General features: G+C 45.0%; 17 protein-coding genes and 1 tRNA gene. 13 read left to right on the top strand and 5 right to left on the bottom strand.

The genetic code is table 11. The features are described 5' to 3' along the window. The first annotated feature begins 14 nt into the window (after positions 1–14). The 9 genes from J7M13_06830 to J7M13_06790 all read left to right on the top strand — a co-directional run bounded on the left by J7M13_06830 (position 15) and on the right by J7M13_06790 (position 9,406). A complete protein-coding gene (locus tag J7M13_06830; GenBank protein ID MCD6363695.1) occupies positions 15–1,271 on the top strand; it encodes a Glu/Leu/Phe/Val dehydrogenase in 1,257 nt (418 codons plus the stop codon). Positions 1,272–1,393: 122 nt separating this feature from the next. Further along, a complete protein-coding gene (locus tag J7M13_06825; protein MCD6363694.1) occupies positions 1,394–2,902 on the top strand; it encodes a hypothetical protein in 1,509 nt (502 codons plus the stop codon). A 16-nt stretch (positions 2,903–2,918) separates the two neighbouring features. Beyond that, positions 2,919–3,560: an endonuclease III gene (locus J7M13_06820; protein ID MCD6363693.1), complete on the top strand. Its 642-nt coding sequence runs from the start codon at positions 2,919–2,921 to the stop codon at positions 3,558–3,560. 161 nt (positions 3,561–3,721) lie between these two features. Beyond that, positions 3,722–4,540, top strand: a complete 819-nt coding sequence (locus J7M13_06815; GenBank protein ID MCD6363692.1) for an aquaporin family protein — start codon at positions 3,722–3,724, stop codon at positions 4,538–4,540. Between the two features lie 2 nt (positions 4,541–4,542). Continuing rightward, entirely contained in the window at positions 4,543–5,544 is a 1,002-nt protein-coding gene (gene dhaK, locus J7M13_06810; GenBank protein MCD6363691.1) for a dihydroxyacetone kinase subunit DhaK, read from the top strand. 3 nt (positions 5,545–5,547) lie between these two features. After that, positions 5,548–6,189 carry a dihydroxyacetone kinase subunit L gene (gene dhaL / locus J7M13_06805; protein ID MCD6363690.1) on the top strand — a complete coding sequence of 214 codons (642 nt, stop codon included), beginning with the start codon at positions 5,548–5,550 and terminating at the stop codon, positions 6,187–6,189. Positions 6,190–6,198: 9 nt separating this feature from the next. After that, on the top strand, positions 6,199–6,378 hold the full coding sequence (locus J7M13_06800) for a hypothetical protein (protein ID MCD6363689.1): 180 nt from the start codon (positions 6,199–6,201) through the stop codon (positions 6,376–6,378). Continuing rightward, entirely contained in the window at positions 6,372–8,867 is a 2,496-nt protein-coding gene (gene ptsP, locus J7M13_06795) for a phosphoenolpyruvate--protein phosphotransferase (protein ID MCD6363688.1), read from the top strand. Before J7M13_06800 ends, ptsP begins: the two co-directional genes overlap by 7 nt. Then, the gene (locus J7M13_06790) at positions 8,855–9,406 is read left to right on the top strand and encodes a glycerol-3-phosphate responsive antiterminator (protein MCD6363687.1); all 552 of its coding nucleotides are present in this window, start codon (positions 8,855–8,857) and stop codon (positions 9,404–9,406) included. The genes ptsP and J7M13_06790 overlap by 13 nt, the downstream gene beginning before the upstream one ends. Before the next feature lie 53 nt (positions 9,407–9,459). On the opposite strand, the gene J7M13_06785 is transcribed toward J7M13_06790, so the two are convergent. Genes J7M13_06785 through glpK form a run of 4 tightly spaced genes read right to left on the bottom strand, consistent with a single transcriptional unit; the run spans position 9,460 to position 14,124 of the window. Then, on the bottom strand, positions 9,460–9,837 hold the full coding sequence (locus J7M13_06785) for a DUF1667 domain-containing protein (GenBank protein MCD6363686.1): 378 nt from the start codon (positions 9,835–9,837) through the stop codon (positions 9,460–9,462). Continuing rightward, complete coding sequence (locus J7M13_06780) at positions 9,834–11,081, bottom strand: FAD-dependent oxidoreductase (protein ID MCD6363685.1); 1,248 nt, start codon at positions 11,079–11,081, stop codon at positions 9,834–9,836. Before J7M13_06780 ends, J7M13_06785 begins: the two co-directional genes overlap by 4 nt. Continuing rightward, positions 11,074–12,600: an NAD(P)/FAD-dependent oxidoreductase gene (locus tag J7M13_06775; GenBank protein ID MCD6363684.1), complete on the bottom strand. Its 1,527-nt coding sequence runs from the start codon at positions 12,598–12,600 to the stop codon at positions 11,074–11,076. The genes J7M13_06780 and J7M13_06775 overlap by 8 nt, the downstream gene beginning before the upstream one ends. Positions 12,601–12,612: 12 nt before the next feature. Continuing rightward, positions 12,613–14,124 carry a glycerol kinase GlpK gene (glpK, locus tag J7M13_06770; protein MCD6363683.1) on the bottom strand — a complete coding sequence of 504 codons (1,512 nt, stop codon included), beginning with the start codon at positions 14,122–14,124 and terminating at the stop codon, positions 12,613–12,615. Between the two features lie 400 nt (positions 14,125–14,524). On the opposite strand from glpK, the gene J7M13_06765 reads away from it, so the two are divergent. Beyond that, positions 14,525–15,811: an NTP transferase domain-containing protein gene (locus J7M13_06765; GenBank protein ID MCD6363682.1), complete on the top strand. Its 1,287-nt coding sequence runs from the start codon at positions 14,525–14,527 to the stop codon at positions 15,809–15,811. 7 nt (positions 15,812–15,818) lie between these two features. Continuing rightward, positions 15,819–16,967 carry an inositol-3-phosphate synthase gene (locus J7M13_06760; GenBank protein ID MCD6363681.1) on the top strand — a complete coding sequence of 383 codons (1,149 nt, stop codon included), beginning with the start codon at positions 15,819–15,821 and terminating at the stop codon, positions 16,965–16,967. Here J7M13_06760 and J7M13_06755 read toward each other — a convergent pair. Next, positions 16,948–17,643: an HAD hydrolase-like protein gene (locus tag J7M13_06755; GenBank protein ID MCD6363680.1), complete on the bottom strand. Its 696-nt coding sequence runs from the start codon at positions 17,641–17,643 to the stop codon at positions 16,948–16,950. The two genes, J7M13_06760 and J7M13_06755, sit on opposite strands and share 20 nt — an antisense overlap. A 143-nt stretch (positions 17,644–17,786) precedes the next feature. On the opposite strand from J7M13_06755, the gene J7M13_06750 reads away from it, so the two are divergent. Together J7M13_06750 and J7M13_06745 are read left to right on the top strand one after the other, a co-directional pair. Beyond that, a complete protein-coding gene (locus J7M13_06750) occupies positions 17,787–21,266 on the top strand; it encodes a hypothetical protein (protein MCD6363679.1) in 3,480 nt (1,159 codons plus the stop codon). A gap of 60 nt (positions 21,267–21,326) precedes the next feature. Beyond that, positions 21,327–21,401: transfer RNA gene (locus J7M13_06745), tRNA-Ala, on the top strand. The last annotated feature ends 37 nt before the right edge of the window (positions 21,402–21,438 follow it).

The raw sequence follows: 21,438 nt of genomic DNA, 5'->3' as shown, positions 1-21,438 counted from the left end.
GGGAGGGATGAAATATGTGTGAGCAGAAACCCAATCCATTTGAGAATGTCCTAAGGCAGATGGAGGCTGCGAGACCTTATCTTGAGGATGTGAGCGATGATCTCTTCGAGGCTCTCAAATATCCAAGAGAGGTTCTTGTGATGCACCTACCGGTTAAAATGGACGATGGTAAGATAAAGGTCTTCAAGGCCTATCGTTCCCATCATAACAACGCCTGCGGTCCGTACAAGGGAGGAGTTCGCTATCATCCCGAGGTTACGCTTGAAGAGGTTATGGCTCTCTCCGCGTGGATGACTTGGAAGTGTTCTACTGTTGGTATTCCCTACGGTGGCGGGAAGGGCGGTATCGCATGTAATCCTAAGGAGATGTCTCAGTCCGAGCTTGAAAGGTTGAGCAGAGCTTACTCTCTCGCTATATCCCGTTTCGTTGGCGTTGATTATGATATTCCCGCACCTGATGTTTACACCAATCCTCAGGTTATGGCTTGGTTCGTCGATACTTATGAGAAGGTTAAGGGTTGGAGCGAGCCCGGGGTTTACACCGGTAAGCCGATCATCATTGGTGGTTCTGAGGGGAGAGGAGATGCGACCTCGAGAGGCGGAGCTTTCGTTACCAGAGAGGCTATGAAGGTCCTTGGCATTAAGGAAGGCGCTACCTGTGCCATTCAGGGATATGGTAATGCTGGTTCCTTTGCTCACAAGCTTTATACGGAGCTTCTTGGCGTGAAAGTTGTTGCGGTCAGCGACTCCAAGGGTGGCATTTACAATCCGAGGGGGCTTGACTACGAGAAAGTGAAGGAGGTCAAGACCAAGACCGGATCCGTCGTTAATTACGAGGATGCTGACAAGATAACCAACGAGGAGCTTCTTGAGCTTGAGGTTGATGTTCTTGTGCCCGCAGCTCTCGAGAACGTTATAACCAAGGAGAATGCCGATAAGATAAGAGCCAAGGTTATATCCGAACTTGCTAACGGTCCCGTGACCCCGGATGCAGATAAGATTCTATTCGATAAGGGTATAATCTGCTTGCCCGATATACTTACCAATGCTGGTGGTGTTACCGTTTCTTACTTTGAGTGGGTCCAGGGAAGAATGGGATACTGGTGGAGCGTTGAGAGAGTTCACGAGGAGCTCGATAAGATAATGACCAAGGCGTTCCATGATGTTTACAACATTCATAAGAAGCACAACATAGATATGAGAACCGCTGCGTATGTTCTCTCCATAGGGAGAGTTGCTGAGGCTATGAAGGTTAGGGGAATCTGGCCCTAATCTGGAATAAACGGGAGTTCATTTCTTTGAGGGGCACCGCCTTAAGGCGGTGCCCCTCAATTTTTTTCTTCTGCTATAATCTTCTTTAAGGAATCTTTTAAGCTCTCGGGAGGGATATATAGATGAAAAAAATTGCGTTTGTGGGAGTGGTGATTATCTGCGTCTTGTGGCTTATAGTAGATGCTTCTTTTGCTCTCGGTTGGAGGTGGAGTGATCCAGAAGGGAACGATGTTTATCGTTTCTTTGGTGCTCAAAGGCTTTATCTGTTTTCTAACCCTTACCAGGATATATGGGGGTGCTACCGTAAGGGAAGGACCGAAGAGGGGGCTCCCCTCCTTGTGAAGGAAATTCCTGCGGGAAGCTGGAGGTTTGAAACCGCCTTTAAAGCGAGAATGAAATATCCGTCAAGCTCATTTGGGTTGATTCTCTGGGATGGGAGAGAAACGAGGACATTTTTCTTGCTTTTTGAGGTAGTTGGGAAAAATAGAGTAAAGATTGAGGGATCTATACCAGGCAACTGTAGGCTATCGCCTCTCTCTCTTAGCGCTTTTCCCGAGTCAAAGGGCAGGTTTGAGATGCCGTTCAGGGCGAGGGAAGGATTCTTGATGGTAAAAAAGGTGGGGAGTAGGCTTAATTTTCTCTTTAGAAGGAGTCTTAACGATTCTTGGAAGCTCGTTGGAAGCTTACTGCTTAGAAAGACGCCGTTTAAATATGTGGGCTTCTTCGCAAGGTCTACGGGAGAATATTCCTCAAGCGTTGAGTTTTTCAACTGGAAGCTTACTCGGCTTTCAAGGCCCTCTATCGGTCCTTATATAGAAAGTGCCGTTTTGTATGGACTTTCCTCCCTTGATTACGTTGGACCGTGGGAGGAAATAAGCCCAGATGGATATGGAGATGGAAGATTTGCTGTGAGGTTAAAAGGGAAGGGCGTTTCCATAACTGCGATTGAGATAAGGAACGTTAGTGGAAGGTATTCGATCTGGAATACCATTCCTGGTGATGGGAAACCCGTCATAGCCGTAACCGATGACTGGGGGAATCTGCTTAATCTTTCTAATGGGTCTGTAAATATTCCTCTTATGGGAAGCAAGCTTCTTTATCTCTATGTTTGGGACAATGGAAGTATAAATGATCCTCGCACAAGGTATAGAATAACGATTTGGTTTTCAAACGGTAGAAGGGCAGTTTCCTTGGTTAAGAGAAAGGAGATTTATAGAACCCCTCTTATCGTTGAAAGCTGTACGGTAATGGGAAATGGGCCTAAGGATTTGGTTTCAAGCGCTGAGGTTCTCAGAAAGGATTACAGACCGGATCTTCACTTGATACTGAGGGTTAAGGGGAATGCGGTTATAACTGGGATAGAGCTTTACTCAACCAGGGGTGGTTTTGCTCGCTGGGACACCTACTATGGAAACGGATATCCTGTGATCGCTGTTACGGATGGGAGAGGAAAGCTTCTTAGCGCTTACGATGGTTCGATATACATAAGGGTGGCAGGGAAAAAGAGGCTTAATCTTTGGTGTTACGATAATAGCGTTGCTGCTGATAGGAATAGCGCTTTCAGAATAGTTATAACCCTTGCGAACGGTAAAAAGGTCATGGCTCCCGTTAAGAAGGCTTGGATTAAGTGAAATTACATAGTTGCTCATGAGCCTAAGAGACCTTCTTCTTAAAAAGGCAAGCTTAAATGGTGTTTTTTCAAGTTCTATCTCGGAGGATCCATTTGAGATTGCGATAGCCACCGTGCTGTCTCAAAATACGTCTGATTTGAATGCTATAAAGGCTTTTAATCTGATGAGAGATACATTAAGTGGAAAGATAACGCCTCGAAAGATTATATCCCTATCACAGAACGAGCTGGAAAGGCTTATATCACCCTCGGGTCTTAAGCGTGCTAAAGCGAGGACGATTAGGAACCTTGCAGAGGCGGTTATTAAAAGATGGGAAGGAGATATGCGAAATCTTCTTAAAGAGGATAATCCTCGAGAGGCTTTGCTTTCCATAAAGGGAATAGGTTTCAAAACTGCGGATGTTATTTTATTACATCTTGGTTATGAGAACACTTTTGCAATAGATAGGCACATAGGCAGAATCTTAAAAAGATTTGGTATTGCAGAACAGAAAGATGGATACGAATTTATGAAAGTAAAACTAATGGAGCTTTTCCCCCCGGGTGAGAGATTGCGAGCTCATAAGCTACTTATATCAATAGGAAGGCGATTTTGCAGACCTCGAAATCCGGAGTGTGGCTCATGCCCTCTCCGGGAGGAGTGCCGAAAATATTCTTGACTTTGTGAGGCTTTTTTGATATCCTTTACTGTAGAATAATGAAATATTGATTAAGTGGCAGAGGAGGGGAGAAAGCCACACTTTGGGGACAGCTAAAGTGTGGCTTTTCCTTTAGGGCATAGATTATGGAAAACAACTAACCGGAAGGGGGGACGAAAGGTATGAAACGGAACTCGCTGGGTGGAGAACTGGCAGCGGAATTCTTCGGAACGTTTCTTTTGGTTCTCTTGGGAGATGGCGTCGTGGCTCATGTTGGACTCGCACCGAGATTGGCATCGGTCGCGTATAACTGGAATACCATAGCCTTTGGATGGGGATTCGCGGTCTTTCTTGCCGTCTATGCTGCTGGGGGAGTTTCAGGTGCTCACATCAATCCCGCGGTTACGTTTGCGCTTGCCGTTAAGAGGGGCTTCTCATGGGCTAAGGTTATACCTTATTGGATAGCTCAAACCGCTGGTGGCTTTGTTGGTGGTTTGGGCGTTTATCTCGTTTACTATGATGGCCTTAAAGCTACCGGAATGCCCAATGTATGGTGTACCGGACCTGGATCCGTCTTTGAGAAGGCCTTCTGGGGTGCGGTATCAACGGCGAAGGCAGTGGCTTCTTATTCACTGGCTAACGCAACCATAGCTGAGATATTTGGAACGGCGGTGCTTCTTATCGGAGTTATGGCCGTGTTGGATGAAAGGAACCTTGGAGCTAAGGCTAACATGGGTCCTCTGTTGGTTGGGTTTGTGGTTCTTACCGTGGGTCTTACCCTTGGTGGTCCCAGCGGATACGCCATCAATCCTGCGCGTGATCTTGGACCAAGACTTTTTGGCGCTCTCGTTGGAACCAAGGGCTTATTTAGCGGTCCATATTGGATAGTGGCACCAATCATAGGACCCCTGATTGGAGGTCCTCTTGGAGTGATTCTTTATGATCTCTTTATCACACCTTTCCTTCCTGAGAAGAAGGAGGGAGAACAGGGAGGCGAGTAAGGTTGAAGAAGCTGATCAACAAGCCGGAGGATGTAGTAAAGGAGTCATTGGAGGGATTGGGGTTAGCCTGGCCCGAGCTCGTTAAGGTAAACTTTGGACCTAACTTCGTCTATCGTGCGGATGCTCCCGTTAAGGATAAGGTCGCTATAGTTTCCGGTGGAGGCAGCGGACATGAGCCCATGCATGCCGGCTTTGTTGGCATGGGAATGCTCGATGCTGCTTGCCCTGGCGAGGTCTTCACCTCACCGACGCCGGATCAGATGTATGAGGCTGCTAAGAAGGTTCATGGTGGTGCTGGGGTACTCTTCATCGTTAAGAATTATAGTGGGGACGTTATGAATTTCGATATGGCAGCTGACATGCTTAGGTCAGAGGGCATAGAAGTGGAGAGCGTGATAATTGATGATGATGTAGCGGTGGAGAACAGCCTCTACACGCAGGGAAGGCGTGGCGTTGGAACGACCGTGCTTGCTGAAAAGATATGCGGAGCTGCAGCTGAAAAGGGGTATGATCTTAAGAAGCTAGCAGATCTTTGTCGTAAGGTGAACGGCTGGGGTAGAAGCATGGGTATGGCGCTTACTCCCTGTACGGTTCCAGCTGCTGGTAAGCCCACTTTTGAGCTTGCTGAGGATGAGATGGAGATAGGCATAGGGATTCATGGTGAACCGGGTCGTCAAAGGATGAAATTGAAGAGCGCAGACGAGATTACTGAGATGCTCGCTGAGGCGGTTATAGAGGACCTTCCGTTTAAAGCTGGAGATGAGGTTCTTGCGTTTGTTAATAGTATGGGAGGAACTCCTGATATAGAGCTCTATATAGTTTACAGGAAGCTTCATCAGATCCTTGAGGGTAAGGGCATAAAGATAGCGAGGAAGCTTATAGGACGCTACATAACTTCACTTGAAATGCAAGGCGTTTCTATCACCCTACTTAAACTCGACGATGAGCTTAAGGAGCTTTGGGATGCTCCTGTAAAGACACCAGCTTTGCGTTGGGGTGTATAGGGAATGGCGATAACCAAGGAAGATGTACTAAAATTTCTACAAAAGGCTGCAGAGCTTCTTAAGCAAAATAAGGATTATCTCACGGAGCTTGATTCCGCTATAGGGGATGCCGATCACGGTATAAACATGGATAGAGGTTTCACAAAGATTATGAGTAGTTTAGATGGAGTTAAGGATAAGGATATAGGCACTATCTTGAGAAGCTGTGCTATGGCGCTTGTTTCAAGCGTTGGAGGAGCCTCAGGGCCCCTTTACGGTACAGCCTTTATGTATGCTGCTAAGGTTCTTGACAAGAAGGAGGAAATAACGCCGGAGGAGCTCTATCAGGCACTAAAGGCTGCTTTAGAAGGTATACAGATGAGGGGCAAGGCTACCGAGGGAGAAAAGACGATGATAGACGCTATAGCACCTGCCTTGAGAGCCTTCGAGGAAAAGCTTAAAAGTGGAGCTTCATTAAGAGAAATGCTTGAAGCTGCCGTTAGTGCTGCTGAGGATGGGATGAAAAAAACCATTCCTATGAAGGCTACGAAGGGAAGAGCGAGCTATCTTGGAGATAGAAGCATTGGGCATCAGGATCCAGGAGCTACATCTTCCTATCTGCTTTTTAAAGCTATGCTTGAGGTTGAAAAGGAGAAAGGGGGATAAAGCCTTAAATTGAAGAAAAAGAGCCTTCCACGGTGGCTCATAGTGGTGTTATTCGTAGTGCCTCTCGTTTGGAGTGAATATATGTTCTATCTGGTTAATAGATGGTTAAATATGATTCTCTTTCCAATAGCTTGGGTTGGCTTCTGGATATCTCTTTATAAAAGGAGGCAGAGGGAAAACAGATGGTAGGAATCGTTGTAGTTTCTCACAGCGATAAATTGGCTGAAGGTGTGGTGGAGCTTGCCAAGCAGATGACGGGGGGAAAGGAAATCCCAATAAGGGCTGCCGGGGGGCTTGATGATGGAAGCTTAGGCACGAGCTTTGAGAAGATCCTGAATGCTATAAACGAAGTTTATAGCGAAGATGGGGTTTTGATCCTCATGGATCTTGGTAGCGCTATAATGACAACGCAGATGTGTGTGGAATCCTTGCCTGAGGAAATGCAGGCAGGAATAAAGCTATGCAACGCTCCTTTGGTCGAGGGGGCTGTAGCCGCCGCGGCGGCTACAGCCCAAGGTTTATCTTTGGATGAAGTAAAGAAAAGAGCAGAGGAGGTTCCCGTTATTAAGGTTCAGGGAGAGGAAGCTCCTTTGCCTCAAAAGGAGAAGGAGGCTTCTAAGGGTGAGGTAAAGAGCGTTGAGGTTCAGATTATAAACCCCACGGGCTTGCACGCGAGACCTTCTGCTATTTTTGTTCAACTTGCGAATAAGTTTAAGTCTAAGATCATTGTTCAGAATATCACGGCTGGCAAGCCCCCAGCAGATGCCAAAAGCGTAATGGAAATGGCAGTTAACGGTACCGCAAATAAGGGGGAGTGGATAAGGATAAGCGCTCAGGGTGAGGATGCAGAGGAAGCACTTAAGGCATTGAAAGAGCTTGTTGAGTCGGGCTTTGGTGAGGTTGAGAGCGAATCTGGGAGGGCTGAATCCATTGATATTCAGAAGGAGGAAACGATAACAAAGGGCGAGTTTAGAGGAACGCCAGTTTATCCTGGATATGTGGTAGCACCTGCTTATGTTTTTTTTAGAAGGAAGAAGGATAGTAAAAAGGAGTCAAAGGGATCTCCTGAGGAAGAGCTTCAAAAGGTTAAAGAAGCTATATCTTTGGCGCTCAAGGAGATCAGAGGGCTTAAGGAGAGAATATCTAAGGAAGGGGATCCCAAGGTAGCAGCTATATTTGACTTTCATGCGATGGTCTTAAAAGATGAAAAGATGCTCTCTCAGGTTGAGTCGCTTATCAGGGAGAAAGGCGCTTCTGCGAGTGAGGCGATATCAAGTGTTCTTGAAGAATGGGCCGAAAAGCTTGAAAATCAGGATACAGAGCTTATGAAGGAGAGATCGGCTGATATTAGAGATATTGCTGATAGAGTCTTGAGAATTCTGTCTGGTGAGGGGGAGTTTAAGTTTAAGATAGAGGGAGAGGATAAAGTGGTTTTAATAGCAGAGGAGCTTCTTCCATCTGAAACTGCTTCCTTGGATAGGAATCTTATAGCGGGGATAGCTGTCGCTCAAGGGGGAACCACATCCCATGCTGCTATCCTTGCACGTATGTGGGGTATACCTTCAGTTGTTGGACTTGGATCGGAAGTAATGAAAATTCCGAGCGGGACCAGGGTCGCACTCGATGGTAGCGAGGGAAAACTCATAGTGAATCCTCCTCAGGATCTCATTCAAGTCTTTGAGAGAAAAAGAGAGGAGACGGAAGCCCTCGAAAGAGAGTTTCTGGCAAAGGCTAAGGAGCCTGCAATTACCTTGGATGAACATGGAATTGAGGTGGTAGCCAACGTCGGTAATCTCGAGACGGTCAGTGAAATCCTTGAGTTTGGAGCCGAAGGCATAGGGCTTTTAAGAACCGAGTTTTTGTTTTTAAACAGGAGCGAGATGCCGTCAGAAGAGGAGCAATATGTGGCTTATTCCCGCGTTGCTGAAATTATGGGAGATAAGCCCGTTATAATAAGGACGCTGGATGTTGGGGGAGATAAGCCTCTCTCTTATATACCTATGTCAAGAGAAGATAATCCTTTCTTAGGGGTAAGGGCAATAAGGCTTCAGAAGCTGTATCCGGACTTGCTAAAGAGCCAGATTAAAGCTATATTAAGGGCAGGACTTAAGGGAAATCTTAAGTTCATGCTTCCGATGGTTGCCACTCTCGATGAGGTAAGGTGGGCGAAGGAAATTCTTGAAGAATGTAAGGAAGAGCTTGAGAAGAAGGGGGTAGACTATTCGGAGAAGGTTGAGATGGGAATTATGGTTGAGATCCCATCCGCGGCTATAGTAAGCGAGCATCTTGCTAAGGAAGTTGCCTTCTTCAGCATAGGTACAAATGATCTTACACAGTATACCCTTGCTTGCGATAGAGGCAATAAGTCGTTGAGCTATCTCTTCGATTCTCTGAACCCCGCGGTTTTGAAACTTATAAAGATGGTGGTGGAGGGAGCCCACGCCTGCGGTAAATGGGTGGGCGTTTGTGGGGAGATGGCGGGGCAAAAGGAGGCGATTCCTATTCTCGTGGGTATGGGGGTGGACGAGCTGAGCATGAACGCGCGGCTTATACCGCCCGCTAAGGCTTTAATAAGAAGACTGAGGTTCTCTGAGCTTAAAGAACTCGCAGAGGAGGCGCTAAATCTCGGTACCGCTGAGGAAGTCAGGAAGTTGGTAGGAGAGAAATGCGAGTTATAAATCCCCTGCTTAAGGGAGTTATAGCCTCTCTCTGGGATTTTATCGATCCCACAATGATCCCCGTTAAGACCGTCTTTATTCTAAACTCCAGCTTATGTAAGCTTCCTGAGGAGGTAAAGGCTTGTAAGGAAGCGGGAAAAGATGTTTACGTTGATATGGACTTCATAGATGGCCTTTCTGATGGAAAGGCTGCTGTAGAGTACCTTAAAGCTATAGGAGTAGATGGCATAATAAGCGTTAAGCTATGCAATTTTCACTACGCAAGGAAGGTAAAGGTACCTTTTATATTGCGTATATTTGCGCTCGATTCGAAGGCGGTTGAGAAAGCGTATAATCAGGTTAAAACCAATGGTGTTGAGATAGTTGAGATACTGCCGGGTTGCTCTGCCCTTAAGGTCGGAAGGCTTTTTAAAGCGTTGGGAATAAACGTTATAACCGGAGGATTGGTTAGCACCAAAGCGGAATTGAAAAAGCTTCTTAAAGTGGTAGATGCGGTTTCAACGAGTTCAAAAAATCTGTGGAGGAATGATAATTTTTAGGGCTCTATTCCTCACCTTTATCTAAAGGCGGGAATAGAGCCCAATCTCTATATTTAGCGCGACCTCGGTGCGGGCCTTGTTGTGACTATATCAGCGCCCGAGCCAGCAACGTTTTTAAGAACAACTTTTCCTATAGGTATGGGAGCTTCAAGTTCTACCTGGGATAGCTCTTTCATGATTTGAGGTATAAGTTTCTTTAAAACGGGCTTGTTGGTCTTAACCGAGACTGTGGGGAAATAGCTTCCCTTTACGTTAACTACACTCATTACTATTCTTTTAGGAGCAGTTATTTCTTGAATGGCATATTCTTTACCTCGCGGACATTTGTAGCCCTTTATCTCAAGAATTTTATCTCCCTCGGTCTTTACTTCTATCTCGCACCCGAGTGGGCAAACTATGCAGGTTATCTTATGGCGCTTTATCTCGCTCATGCTTGAACTACCTCCATGGTTATCTTATCTTTTGCCTTAGCTATGTCTTCCTTTCTTAGCTTCAGTCTCAGCATCTCAGCAGGTTTCACGAATGGAAGCTTTATCTCCTTTTCGATTTCGAGAAATCTTACCTTGACGTTCTCCTCGGGTTTTAAAACTCTCGCGTAGATCATGACATCTTCCTCTCCGCTCAGGTAGTGAGGAACCAATAGCCTTATGTTTCTTCCCTTTACCATTCTTTTCCATCTCTTTGTAGGAATACCCCCTCGTTCAACGAACTCCCGGGCTCCATCTGCTGATTTTTCTCCCTGTTCTACTACATAATCTACAAGATCGTTTATAACGAGGGCGTTTCCTGCAACGAAGGTCCCAGGGATACTGGTTTCAAGAAGCTCGTTTATTATAGGTCCCTTAGTTGCGGGATCTGTCAGCACGCCGATTTTCTCAAGGATCTTTATGTAGGGGACGAGTCCCGCTGCGACAACTACCGTATCACAAGATATTTCCTTTTCAGTCCCTTCCTTTATGCGAAGATTTTCGTCCACCTCGCAGACTATTATCTTCTCAACCCTTTTCGTTCCCTCAACCCTTGTGACTGCGTGGCTCAAGTAAAGCGGGATATCAAAGTCGTGAAGGCACTGAACTACATTTCTCGTTAATCCGCCAGGGAAAGGCATTATTTCTATGACCGCTTTGACATCTGCTCCCTCTAAGGCAAATCTTCTTGCCATTATAAGTCCGACATCTCCTGAGCCTACTATAACGATTTCCTTGCCCGGCATGATTCCGTATATATCCATCATCGTTTGTGCTTCTCCAGCGGTGAACACTCCCGGTGGTCTATTTCCCGTTATTCCGATTTCGAAAATATGTCTCTCTCTGGCGCCGGTTGTGTAGATCAGGCTTGTTGTCTGAAGGCTTAAAACTCCCCTTGGTGTGATAACTTTTAATCTTTTTTCTATATCGGATACAAGCTCTATTTCCACAAGATGAGCATTAGTATAGCTTTCTATCCCAAGTTTTTCAAACTTTTCTATAAATCGATAGATAAACTCCGTTCCCGTTAGGTCTTCCTTAAAATAGTGGAGTCCGAAGCCAGGATGAACGCATTGAAGAGGTATTCCGCCAAGAAGGTCTCTGTTTTCAAGGAGCAGAACGCTTAAGCCGTGTTCTTTTGCCTTTATAGCGGCGGAAAGACCTGCTGGTCCGCCTCCAATTACTACGGTGTCGTATCTATCACGCATTTTTCTCAACCCCTTTGCTATCTACGAAGAAGGTCTTTACATTTCCGAGTCCGTAGCTAACTTTTCGATCCTTTATTGCTATATCCCATAGGGGTATACCGAGTTTTTCTGACACTATTTTCGCTATTCGAATTCTGCAGAACGATCCCTGGCACCAGCCAAACATAGATGTAGTTCTGAACTTTATGCCATCTAAGGTTATGGTTTTTATACCAATCCTTTGCATTCTCTCTATAGCTTCTATTATCTCTGCTTCACTAACTTCCTTGCACATACAGACCACATTGCCATACTTTGGATTTTCCCTTATGAGCTTTTCCTTTTCTTCCTCGGAGGCTTCCTTAAAACGCCTTATTCCCTTTCTGTATGGGTTCCAGTTTTCCTTTTTCCTGAGGTTCAGCTTAAGCTTTTTCCTTAAGAGCTCTTCAACTACATATTCTGCTATAGCTGGGGCTGACGCAAGTGCAGGAGATCTCATTCCCGCTGCATTTACGAATCCCCATGGACGATCATATGCTTCTATTATCCAGTGTCCATCAGGGGGTTCTGGTCTCAAACCTGCGAATGTTTTCATAACTCTTCCCTTGGATGGTAGCTCTGCTACCAGCTTTTGTGCCCATTCCCAGACGAAGGACAACCCCTTTTTGCTTGTTGATGTGTCCTCTTTCGCTTCAACGGGCAAATCCTCTGCTGTGGGACCGATCATAAGATTGCCCTCCACTGTAGTGGCTAAATATACCCCTTTAGTTATTGGAGTAGGGGTTTGATGAACAATTCTATTTACCTTTGGGAAGGCATCTTCCTCAAAGAGGTAATACTCTCCTTTTCTTGGGTGGATCTCGAAATCTATGCCTGCGGATTTTGATATTTGATCAGCATAAAGACCTGCTGCGTTTATCACTATATCTGCTTCAATGAATCCATTGTTCGTCTCAACTCCCTTTACTTTTCCATTTTCTATTTTGATTCTCCTAACCTCAGTCTCAGTGTGAAGCTTTGCGCCGTTAGAGACGGCGTTTTCCGTTAAGGCTATAATAGCTTCCCATGGTGCTAATTGCCCTGCTGTTGGAGCCCAGAGGGCTCCAACAGCATTCGGGCTTACATTAGGTTCAAGCCCTCTTAGCTCTTCCCCATAGACAAGTCTTACGCCTGGAACACCATTTTTCTCTCCTAACTCGAGATAGTGCTCTGCGGTTTCAAGATCTTCTTTGGAAAAAGCGAGCATGAGCTCGCCTGGCCACTTCGCGGGGATATCGAGCTCTTTTACCCAGCTGTGCCAGATTCTGTTTCCTCTAACGCAGAGTTTGGCTCTTAGAGGGTGTTTATCCGGGTCCTCCTCATGTCCGGGATGTATTATAGCGGTGTTAGCCTTGCTTGCTCCCCATCCCACATCAGCGTTTTTCTCAAGTATATGCACTTCAAGATTTTCATATTGGCTTAATAGACGCGCTATCGCCGTTCCTACTATTCCCGCTCCTATTATTGCTACCTTTTTGGTTTCCCTCTTATCGGAATCCATCGTTTGAAGTTATTACGCCTCCAATCCAAGATCTTTAAGAACTTTTGCCCAGCTCAGGGATCTCTTGACGGCTTCCTTCCAGGCGGAGTGGAGTTTCTCTCTCATGCTTTCGTCCATTTGAGGATCGAACTCTCTCTCCACCTTCCACATCTTGGCTATCTCCTCTTGGTCGCTCCAGTAGCCAACGGCAAGCCCGGCGAGATAGGCCGCTCCAAGCGCGGTGGTTTCCTGAATTACGGGCCTTATGACCTTGGTTCCGAGAATATCAGCCTGGAACTGCATGAGGAAGTTATTGTTAGTAGCTCCTCCATCAACCCTTAACTCTGCGACCTTTATTCCACTGTCTTTCTCCATTTCTATCAGAACATCCTTGCTTAAGTAAGCCATGGCTTCAAGAACGGCTCTTGCTAAGTGAGCCCTTCTCGTCCCTCTCGTTATGCCGATAATGATTCCTCTTGCGTACTGATCCCAGTAGGGAGCTCCCAGTCCAACGAAGGCAGGTACGAAGTAAACTCCCTCGTTAGAGGCGAGCGAGGCTGCAAGGGGCTCGACTTCGGGCGAAACCTCTATTACCTTGAGTGAGTCTCTCAGCCACTGCACAGCTGCTCCTGTGATAAAGATGCTTCCCTCAAGTGCATACTCGACCTTGCCCTTAAGTCCCCATGCGATGGTTGTTAACAAATTCTTTGACTTGTAGGGTTTCTCACCGGTATTCATGAGAGCGAAGTTTCCAGTTCCATAGGTGTTTTTAACCATACCTGGTTTATAACATGCCTGTCCAAACAGCGCTGCTTGCTGATCTCCCGCATCTCCAGAAATCGGGACCTCAGCGCCAAAGATTTCCTTATCAGTGTATCCATAAATTTCGCTTGATGGTTTTGGCTCTGGCAATATAGCTTCTGGAATTCCCAGTATCTTTAGTATCTCCTTGTCCCACTCGAGCTTATGAATGTTGAAGATCATGGTTCTTGAGGCGTTTGAGTAATCTATTACGTGAACCTTCCCGCCGCTTAGCCGCCAGATCAGGAAGGTATCTATTGTCCCGAAGAGTATCTCTCCCTTTTCCGCCTTCTCTCTCAGCCCGGGAACGTTATCAAGAAGCCATTTGATCTTGGGTCCTGAGAAGTATGAGTCCGGTACCAATCCGGTATTTTCCTTGATGAGATCGTAGTGATTCTTTCTTAATTCATCGACTATGCTTGCGGTTCTCCTACACTGCCAGACCACCGCATTGTAGACCGGCTTTCCCGTATTTTTGTCCCATAGAACGGTGGTCTCCCTCTGATTGGTTATTCCGATCGCTGCTATATCTTTGGGTTCTGCCTTTGCCTTTTCAAGAGCGGTTTTAAATGCTCTAACTTGGGCGTCCCATATTTCGTCGGGATTATGCTCTACCCAACCGGGCTTGGGGTAATATTGGGGGAATTCATACTGTCCTACTCCCAGAATATTGCTTTCCTTATCAAAGACTATTGCCCTCGCACTGGTTGTTCCCTCATCAAGAGACAAAACATACTTACTCATTCTGGTGGCACCTCCTTGTAGTTTTTAAGGTTTTTGCGTAAAGCGCTTACCCACAAGGGTAAGCAACCTTTTTCCTTGATATCACCTCCCTTCGCATTGACATTTTCTCTTAAATCCCCAAAACGAAAAGCCACACCTCATGCGAGATGTGGCTTTCACCTACTCTCCGCCACTTAGGTCAATATATGTCTTTGTAATAAAGGATAGCAAAAATCTTTCGCAAAGTCAAGCTTCTAATGAAACGGTGCTTTTGTATCTCTTGACATCTAAATAGCACTAATGCTATATTAAGTACGGATTACACTCTCCAAATTTTCTCTCTTTTTTTCTTCCCCTTTGGCGGGAACGTTTGCTTTTTAAGGAACCACCCTCTTTTAGCGTCTTTTTGGAGGGGATTGCCATGAAGGTTGTTCTTCTCGCTGCGGGTCTCGCTACCCGAATGCGCGATCTTTCTGGAAGGATGCCCAAGGGGCTTATCAGAGTAGCGGGTAGAGAGCTCGTTTATAGGACGATGAGGTATCTTAAAGATCTTGGTTTTAATGATTTTGTAGTAATAACGGTTCCTGCTTTTAAGGAAGCTTATGAGAAGTTTATGAAAAGGAATGGTTTCAGTGGAAGGGTAGTTCTTAATGACTATCCCGAAAGGGGAAACGGTTATTCTCTTTATCTCGCTAAGGATTACGTTGATGGGAAGTTCATTCTAATAATGAGTGATCACGTTTATGAGAGAGATTTCATCGAAAGAGCAGTTTGTGGAGAGGGACTCATAGTTGATAGGATTGGCAGATTTGTGGATCATGCGGAGGCTACGAAGGTAAGGATAAAAGATGGTAGGGTGGTGGACATAGGGAAGAAACTTGAGGTTTACGATGCTCTTGATACGGGCTTTTTTGTTCTGAGCGATGATATTTTCAGGGTAGCGTCTGAGCTTGTTTCACGCCATGAAAGCGTGGAGCTAAGTGAGATCATGAAAGAAGCGCGTGTTAAAGTTTCAGAAGTTTCTGGTTTCTTCTGGATGGATGCTGATACACCGGAAGAGCTTTCAGTACTGCGTAAGGCTATAATAAAAAATTCAGTTAAGGGAGTGGGAGATGGAGTAATCTCAAGGCTGATAAATAGAAGGATATCGACGTGGGTTTCAGAAAAGGTTTGTGAGTTTATTACACCAGATGGTATGACTTGGATTTCATTCCTAATCGGCATGTTTTCGGCTCTGGTGGCATACTTTTCTCCTCTATGGGGAGGGGTAATATACCAGTTGAGCTCAATACTTGATGGAGTTGATGGAGAGATAGCGAGAGCTTCTCTAAGGGAGAGCAAATTTGGGGGCTGGCTCGATTCGCTCTTAGATAGGTTTGTTGATTTTTTCTTTCTTCTCGCTCTGGCTTATGGGCTTCCCAGCTCGTATCTTCACGTTATCGCTCTCGCGATATTTGGCTCAGTAATGGTGAGCTACTCCACGGAAAGATTCAAGGGGGCTTATGGGAAAGATGCTTACAAAGAGATAGAACCGCTGAGATATCTTTCTGGTAAGAGGGATGAGAGGATATTCTTGACGATGCTTTTCTGCGCCTTTGGGCTCCTTGAGGAGCTTTTCTGGGTTCTTGCGGTTCTCACGAATATAAGGGTTCTTTTAACCATCTGTTTTGTTTGGAGATGGAATAGAGAAAACTTCTCAAGGAGGTGATCTTTTCGTGAGGGTAGCTATTTTGGGGCAAGGTTTCGTTGGAAGCGTATTTGCGGTTGGGGTTGAAAGGATAAAGAGAGGTGAGCTCGGATATGCAGGGATTCCGCTTAGGGATGAGCTTCCCATCAGGGTGGAAGAGATAGAGATAGTGGGAAGCTATGACGTTGATGATTCCAAGGTGGGACTCACGCTTCAAGATGTGGTTAAAAAGTACTGGAATGGGAAGATATTTGAGACATTAGGAGGCGTTCGAATAAGGAGAGGGATACACTTAGGAAGCCTTAGGAATCTTCCGGTCGAAGCGCGTGGTAGGGAGGATGAGAAACCACTTAGGGAAGCGATTGAGGAGCTCGTCCATGAGTGGAAGGAACTCGGCGTAGATGCCTTGGTTAACGTCTGCACGACTGAGTCTTTTAAGATTTTTTCGAGCAGGGAGGAGTTTCTCGAAGCAATAGAGAAAAGCGATAAAGAGAGGTTAACCGCAACCCAAGCGTACTTCTATGCTGCTTGTCTTTATGCTAAGGAGCGTGGGGGATGTGCCTTCGTAAATACGATTCCCACTCTTCTCGCCAATGATCCTATTATGCTTAAACTTGCTGAGGAGCATAATCTCGTCGTTTTTGGAGATGATGGAGCTACTGGAGCAACTCCACTTACCGCTGATCTTCTTGCCCATCAGGCTCAAAGAAATAGGCTTGTTAGAGATGTTGCTCAGTTTAATATAGGTGGGAATATGGATTTTCTCGCGCTAACCGATAGGGATAGAAACAAGAGCAAGGAGGAGACCAAATCCAGCATAGTTAAGGATATTCTCGGCTACGATGCTCCTCACTATATAAAGCCTACTGGCTATATAGAATCTCTGGGAGATAAGAAGTTTGTTTCACTTCATATGGAATATGTTAGCTTTAACGGAGCGGTTGATGAGCTCATAGTCAATGCGAGAATAAATGACAGTCCTGCCCTTGCTGGCTTGATAGTTGATCTGGTCAGACTTGGTAAAATAGCCGTCGAAAGAGGCCTTTCCGGAACGGTATATGAGGTAAACGCCTTCTACATGAAGAATCCCGGTCCCAGCGATAAACCTAATATACCGAGAATAATAGCTTACGAAAAGGTAAGATCTTGGGCGGGTCTCAAGCCTCGCTGGCTTTAACTATCCAGATTAGGATAAAAATGTGATCTTCCAGGTTTTTAAGAAGAAGATCTGGCTTCGCTTGTTTAAGTTCTCTTTCCGTTGCGCTTCCTGTTGCTACAGCGATTGTCTTCGCACCGATTAACTTTCCGGCTTCTACATCCCTTGGGGTATCTCCTATTATGCAAATGAAAGAGGGCTCTTTGCCAAAGAGCCCTCTTATTTTTTTCATCGCTACTTTTCCCATCATCGATTTGTTTTCTGCTTCTCCACCAAAGATTCCAAATGAGAAGAATCCATCTATCTTTGCCCTCTTTAACTTTATCCATGCTATCTTTTCGAAGTTTCCTGTCATGACGCCGAGGGTAAATGAGCGAGCTTTAAGCTCCTCAAGCAGATTTCTAACGCCGGGAAGGAGTTCCAATTCTCCCTTTTCGATACTTTTAGCAAAGCTTTCAGCCATTGCGTTCGAGATCTCTTTCATTTTTCTCAAAATTTCCTCTCGTGATATTCCTCTTCTTTCACCTGCCACGATTGCTATTTCAAGATCCGTCATGCCCGGAGGGCCTGCATTTTCGAAATCTTCTTCTTTAAAATCGATTCCGAAAACATTGGATAAGCCTTCAATAAAAGCTCTTGTATGAGCTTTTGTGCTTTTAATCATCGTATTATCTACATCAAATAATACAACCTTCATGTTTGAAAACACTCCTTTCCTTTTTAACTATTACACCTATAAAGACTTGTGATAAAATATTGGTGAGGAAATCCTCCTATGGCATCGATTTGGACTCATCTTCATTTATTATTTTATCAATTCCATAAAAGAGGTGAGCGAAAATGTCCTGTGTCTGGAAGAAAGCGGTTAAGAGCATGGGGATAGTCGTAATCGTAATCCTGTTTGCGCTTCTTATCGTCGGGACATCTTTTGCTGATAGGCTTGCCTCGAACGATCCCTACGCTGGGAAATATAGCGTAGCGGAGGATAAGGAGATATTCATCGCCACTTTGGATCCTAAAAGCGGGTCAGTTACCTTGCATATACTAAATCCCCGCGATAAAAAGAGTTTTCCATATAAGGATAGCAGTTTTACCGTTAACACCATTTCTCTGCCGTGGAAAGCTACTAATTATAAGAAATATCCAGCGTCTATTTTCCTACAAGGATATTCCAGAAGCACCGTGTATGCCGATGACTCTCTATTCGTATTAGCGGGGATGGATGATTCGAATAGAACCGATGTTAGCATAGCTTATTTTAGCGAGGAAGGAGAAATTAAAGATAAATTTGATTTTCCCCATGGAGGTATTTCTTTGACCAGGCCCTCGATCGTTGCTTATGACTGGAATAGTGATGGCGAATATGATGCGCTCTTGATATTGGTAGAAGGCAATGGTACTGTAACCCTTTGTGATCTCTCATCGCTCAACTCCTTTGTACCGGATTATGATGTGCTTGGTATTGGAGAGGACTGGCACGGTTACGCTCCCTTAGCCACGCTTGCTGATGTGGATGGAGATAGCATGCCAGAAGTTGCGATTCTCATTCCTCAGGGAAATAATAAAAACTACAAAATTGTTGTGCTTAAGTGCGAAACTCAATTTGATACCGATACGCTTGACTTTGACAAAATATTGAGTGAGGAGACCCAGCTTCATCCGCTTGATAGGCCATTTTTCTATGGAATAACGGCGGGAGATTATGATAATGATGGGAAAGATGAAATAGCGATAGTTTCGCTTCAATGGGAAAATACTTACTTCAATCCCACGCATGTTGAAATCTATAAGGTAACGGATGATAATCATCTAAAGAAGATATTTGGAAAGAGGATAGATGAGTCCTGTGATGTTAATGAAGATGAATTTGTGGGTATGGCTGTTAAATCTGGCGATATAGACGGAGACGGTAATGAGGAGATTATAATCGTTAACTTTTATAAAGACGTGGTATCGGGTGATCTCTTTGTCGTTTCTCCCCAAGATTCTAAAGTTAGACATATCACGATGCGTCTTAGGGATTTCCAGATGTTTAACATGGAGGTGTGTGATTCTGCTTTCGGTAATATAACGGGTGAATATACGCCAACTAATCCTCCCTATCAAAAGAACGCTCTTTATGTTTTGCTTAAATTTCAATCATATGACGGCTCTGCTTCCAAGCTCGGTCTTCTTACCTGCTATTTCTATAACGATGCTTTACATTATGTGCTAACCGATGTGACACCGGACAATTTCAATCCCGACGCTCTTGCAACGATGACCATAGGTGATGTGGATGATGATAGTCTCCTTCTCGGTCCTCCGACGCACATAGTTATGGATAAGATGATCACGCCTCTTGTGGTGATGCAGGAGCCCCCCAAACACCTTGATTACACGCAGGATGATGATGGGAAGTATAAGGTCATAAACTGCACGAGAATGTCCTTCCTTTATACCGAGTTTGAGGATAAGGATACGCAAGAATCGGCTGTTACTACTAAGCAGAAAACCTATAGTAGCTTCGCGAGAAGCGAAAAGGTGGGCGAAAAGGGAGGAGTAAATCTTAAGGTCTTTAAATTCCAAGAGGGTGTTAAGGCGAAATTTACCCAATCCTGGTATAAAACGAACGAAACCTATCAGAAAGAACTCGATGAGACTGAAACTGGCGTAGAGGCTTCGACGAAGACTGATGATTATGTTGCTTTTAGGTGTCAGGAGGTGGATATATGGCGATATCCCATAATAGGTCGTCAGGATGATGATGGCCATCAAATATTCTATCAGGTTGTGGTTCCTGGTCCGGTTGAGACGGCTAACGTTCCTGGAAGGAATCTGGAATGGTATCAACCGGTTCACGTTAATGGAATATTAATGTCATACCCAATGGATACCTCTCAAATTGATGATTTTGACGAAAATAATCTCCTCACTCAGGAAACGAGCTTTACGCTTGGAGGGGATAAATTTACATGGGATGTTTCTTGGACGGATGAGGTCAAAAACGGAAATAAAAGTATCTTTAAGAAGAAGAATCAGAAGGATCTGGATATCTCGATCTCCCTCGGAGGGAAGATAAAGAAGATATTTGGCGTTAAGGTATCCGGTGAGCTTCGTTTCAAGTGGGATGATAGCTTTACGAATACGACCATAAATGAGACGGATATAACAAAAACATCCGGTTTTACCATCAAGGTTCCGGTTTTGAACTCGGAATACAGTTATGAGATACACCCGTTTGTTTACACAACCGATACCGGGTTGCTAAAGCTTTCTTACGTGGTTAAGATCTCCCAGGATACCCTGAATAACTGGTGGCTACCACGCTATGGTGTAGCTCCCGATCCTGCGCTTGCTCTTCCCAAGTTCTGGAAGTGGGTGAGGTTAAATAAGGAAACGGAGGAAGATGAGTGGGAAAGGAACGACGCACCTGATGCGACGCAGATAAGGGGAATGTTCTTCTGTGATGAGAACGGTTATCCCTTGGGTCAAGTTCTTTACAAGGACGAGACCAAGCAGGTTACGATAAAGTGTAGGGTATATAACTTTGCGATATATAACACATATGCAGATGTTACGGTTAAAGATCTTAAGGTAAAGTTTGAGTATGCTAAGTATGATCCAGTCCATCAAAAAGAGACTAACAGAACTACCATTGGGACCGTTACCGTTGATGAGATACCGGCTTTTGGTGACGGTAAGAACTGGAAATTTGCTGAGATAACATGGGATATTTCTAACGTTCCCGATGGGCTTTATAAAATTCATGTAACGCTTGATCCAGATGATGAGATAAAAGAAATACCTAAGCATGATAATGAAGATGAGTACAGCAATAATGAAGGATGGTTCTATGTGTATGTTTACACGAAGCCTCAGACAGTAGTAGGGATTTATTCGGGAGAGGATTTGCTTAAGGAGCTCGATGGTAAGCTGGAGTTCAGTTCGCCCAAGGTGATGATAGGAGAAAGGCTGGATGTCTTCGCGGATATACAGAACACATCAGATCAGAGCGTTGTTGATGCTTTTGTTAATTTCTACGACGAGAAGCCTGATGGAACCAAAGTTATATTCGATCAGGAGTATATACCGGGAATAGAGCCTCATAGCTATCATCCGATTAGAGTTTCGCTTATACCGGATGAACCTGGGGTTCATAAAATAGTGATGAAAATTCTTGGTTCCACAAATCAATACGCCGTTGTGGAGAAAGATCTTATAGTAATGCGGAAAAGCGGTGGAGGATGCTCTTTTGGATCCCTGGAGCTGAGATGGATAGGAAGCTTTTTCCTTACGCTTCCCGTTTTCTTGCTCATACTCCGTAGACACCTGCTTTAGGAAAATCCTATTCTTGCTTGACAAGTTCTTTCTCTGACCTTATAATAACATATGACTTTTGGGGCTGTGGCGCAGTGGGAGCGCGCTTCCTTGGCATGGAAGAGGTCGCGGGTTCAATTCCCGCCAGCTCCACCAGAAAGGGAAAATAGGGAGAACCTCCCGTTTTAGAGGT

This window comes from Synergistota bacterium, from assembly GCA_021159885.1.
In the GTDB taxonomy this organism is placed as follows: domain Bacteria; phylum Synergistota; class GBS-1; order GBS-1; family GBS-1; genus AUK310.
This window is presented reverse-complemented; position numbering and strand designations above follow the sequence as displayed.

Excerpts from the sequence above, each read along its gene's own strand:
- J7M13_06830 (MCD6363695.1), top strand. The coding sequence starts at position 15 with ATGTGTGAGCAGAAACCCAATCCATTTGAGAATGTCCTAAGGCAGATG.
- J7M13_06825 (MCD6363694.1), top strand. The coding sequence starts at position 1,394 with ATGAAAAAAATTGCGTTTGTGGGAGTGGTGATTATCTGCGTCTTGTGG.
- J7M13_06820 (MCD6363693.1), top strand. The coding sequence starts at position 2,919 with ATGAGCCTAAGAGACCTTCTTCTTAAAAAGGCAAGCTTAAATGGTGTT.
- J7M13_06815 (MCD6363692.1), top strand. The coding sequence starts at position 3,722 with ATGAAACGGAACTCGCTGGGTGGAGAACTGGCAGCGGAATTCTTCGGA.
- dhaL (MCD6363690.1), top strand. The coding sequence starts at position 5,548 with ATGGCGATAACCAAGGAAGATGTACTAAAATTTCTACAAAAGGCTGCA.
- ptsP (MCD6363688.1), top strand. The coding sequence starts at position 6,372 with ATGGTAGGAATCGTTGTAGTTTCTCACAGCGATAAATTGGCTGAAGGT.
- J7M13_06790 (MCD6363687.1), top strand. The coding sequence starts at position 8,855 with ATGCGAGTTATAAATCCCCTGCTTAAGGGAGTTATAGCCTCTCTCTGG.
- J7M13_06785 (MCD6363686.1), bottom strand. The coding sequence starts at position 9,837 with ATGAGCGAGATAAAGCGCCATAAGATAACCTGCATAGTTTGCCCACTC.
- J7M13_06780 (MCD6363685.1), bottom strand. The coding sequence starts at position 11,081 with ATGCGTGATAGATACGACACCGTAGTAATTGGAGGCGGACCAGCAGGT.
- J7M13_06775 (MCD6363684.1), bottom strand. The coding sequence starts at position 12,600 with ATGGATTCCGATAAGAGGGAAACCAAAAAGGTAGCAATAATAGGAGCG.
- glpK (MCD6363683.1), bottom strand. The coding sequence starts at position 14,124 with ATGAGTAAGTATGTTTTGTCTCTTGATGAGGGAACAACCAGTGCGAGG.
- J7M13_06765 (MCD6363682.1), top strand. The coding sequence starts at position 14,525 with ATGAAGGTTGTTCTTCTCGCTGCGGGTCTCGCTACCCGAATGCGCGAT.
- J7M13_06755 (MCD6363680.1), bottom strand. The coding sequence starts at position 17,643 with ATGAAGGTTGTATTATTTGATGTAGATAATACGATGATTAAAAGCACA.
- J7M13_06750 (MCD6363679.1), top strand. The coding sequence starts at position 17,787 with ATGTCCTGTGTCTGGAAGAAAGCGGTTAAGAGCATGGGGATAGTCGTA.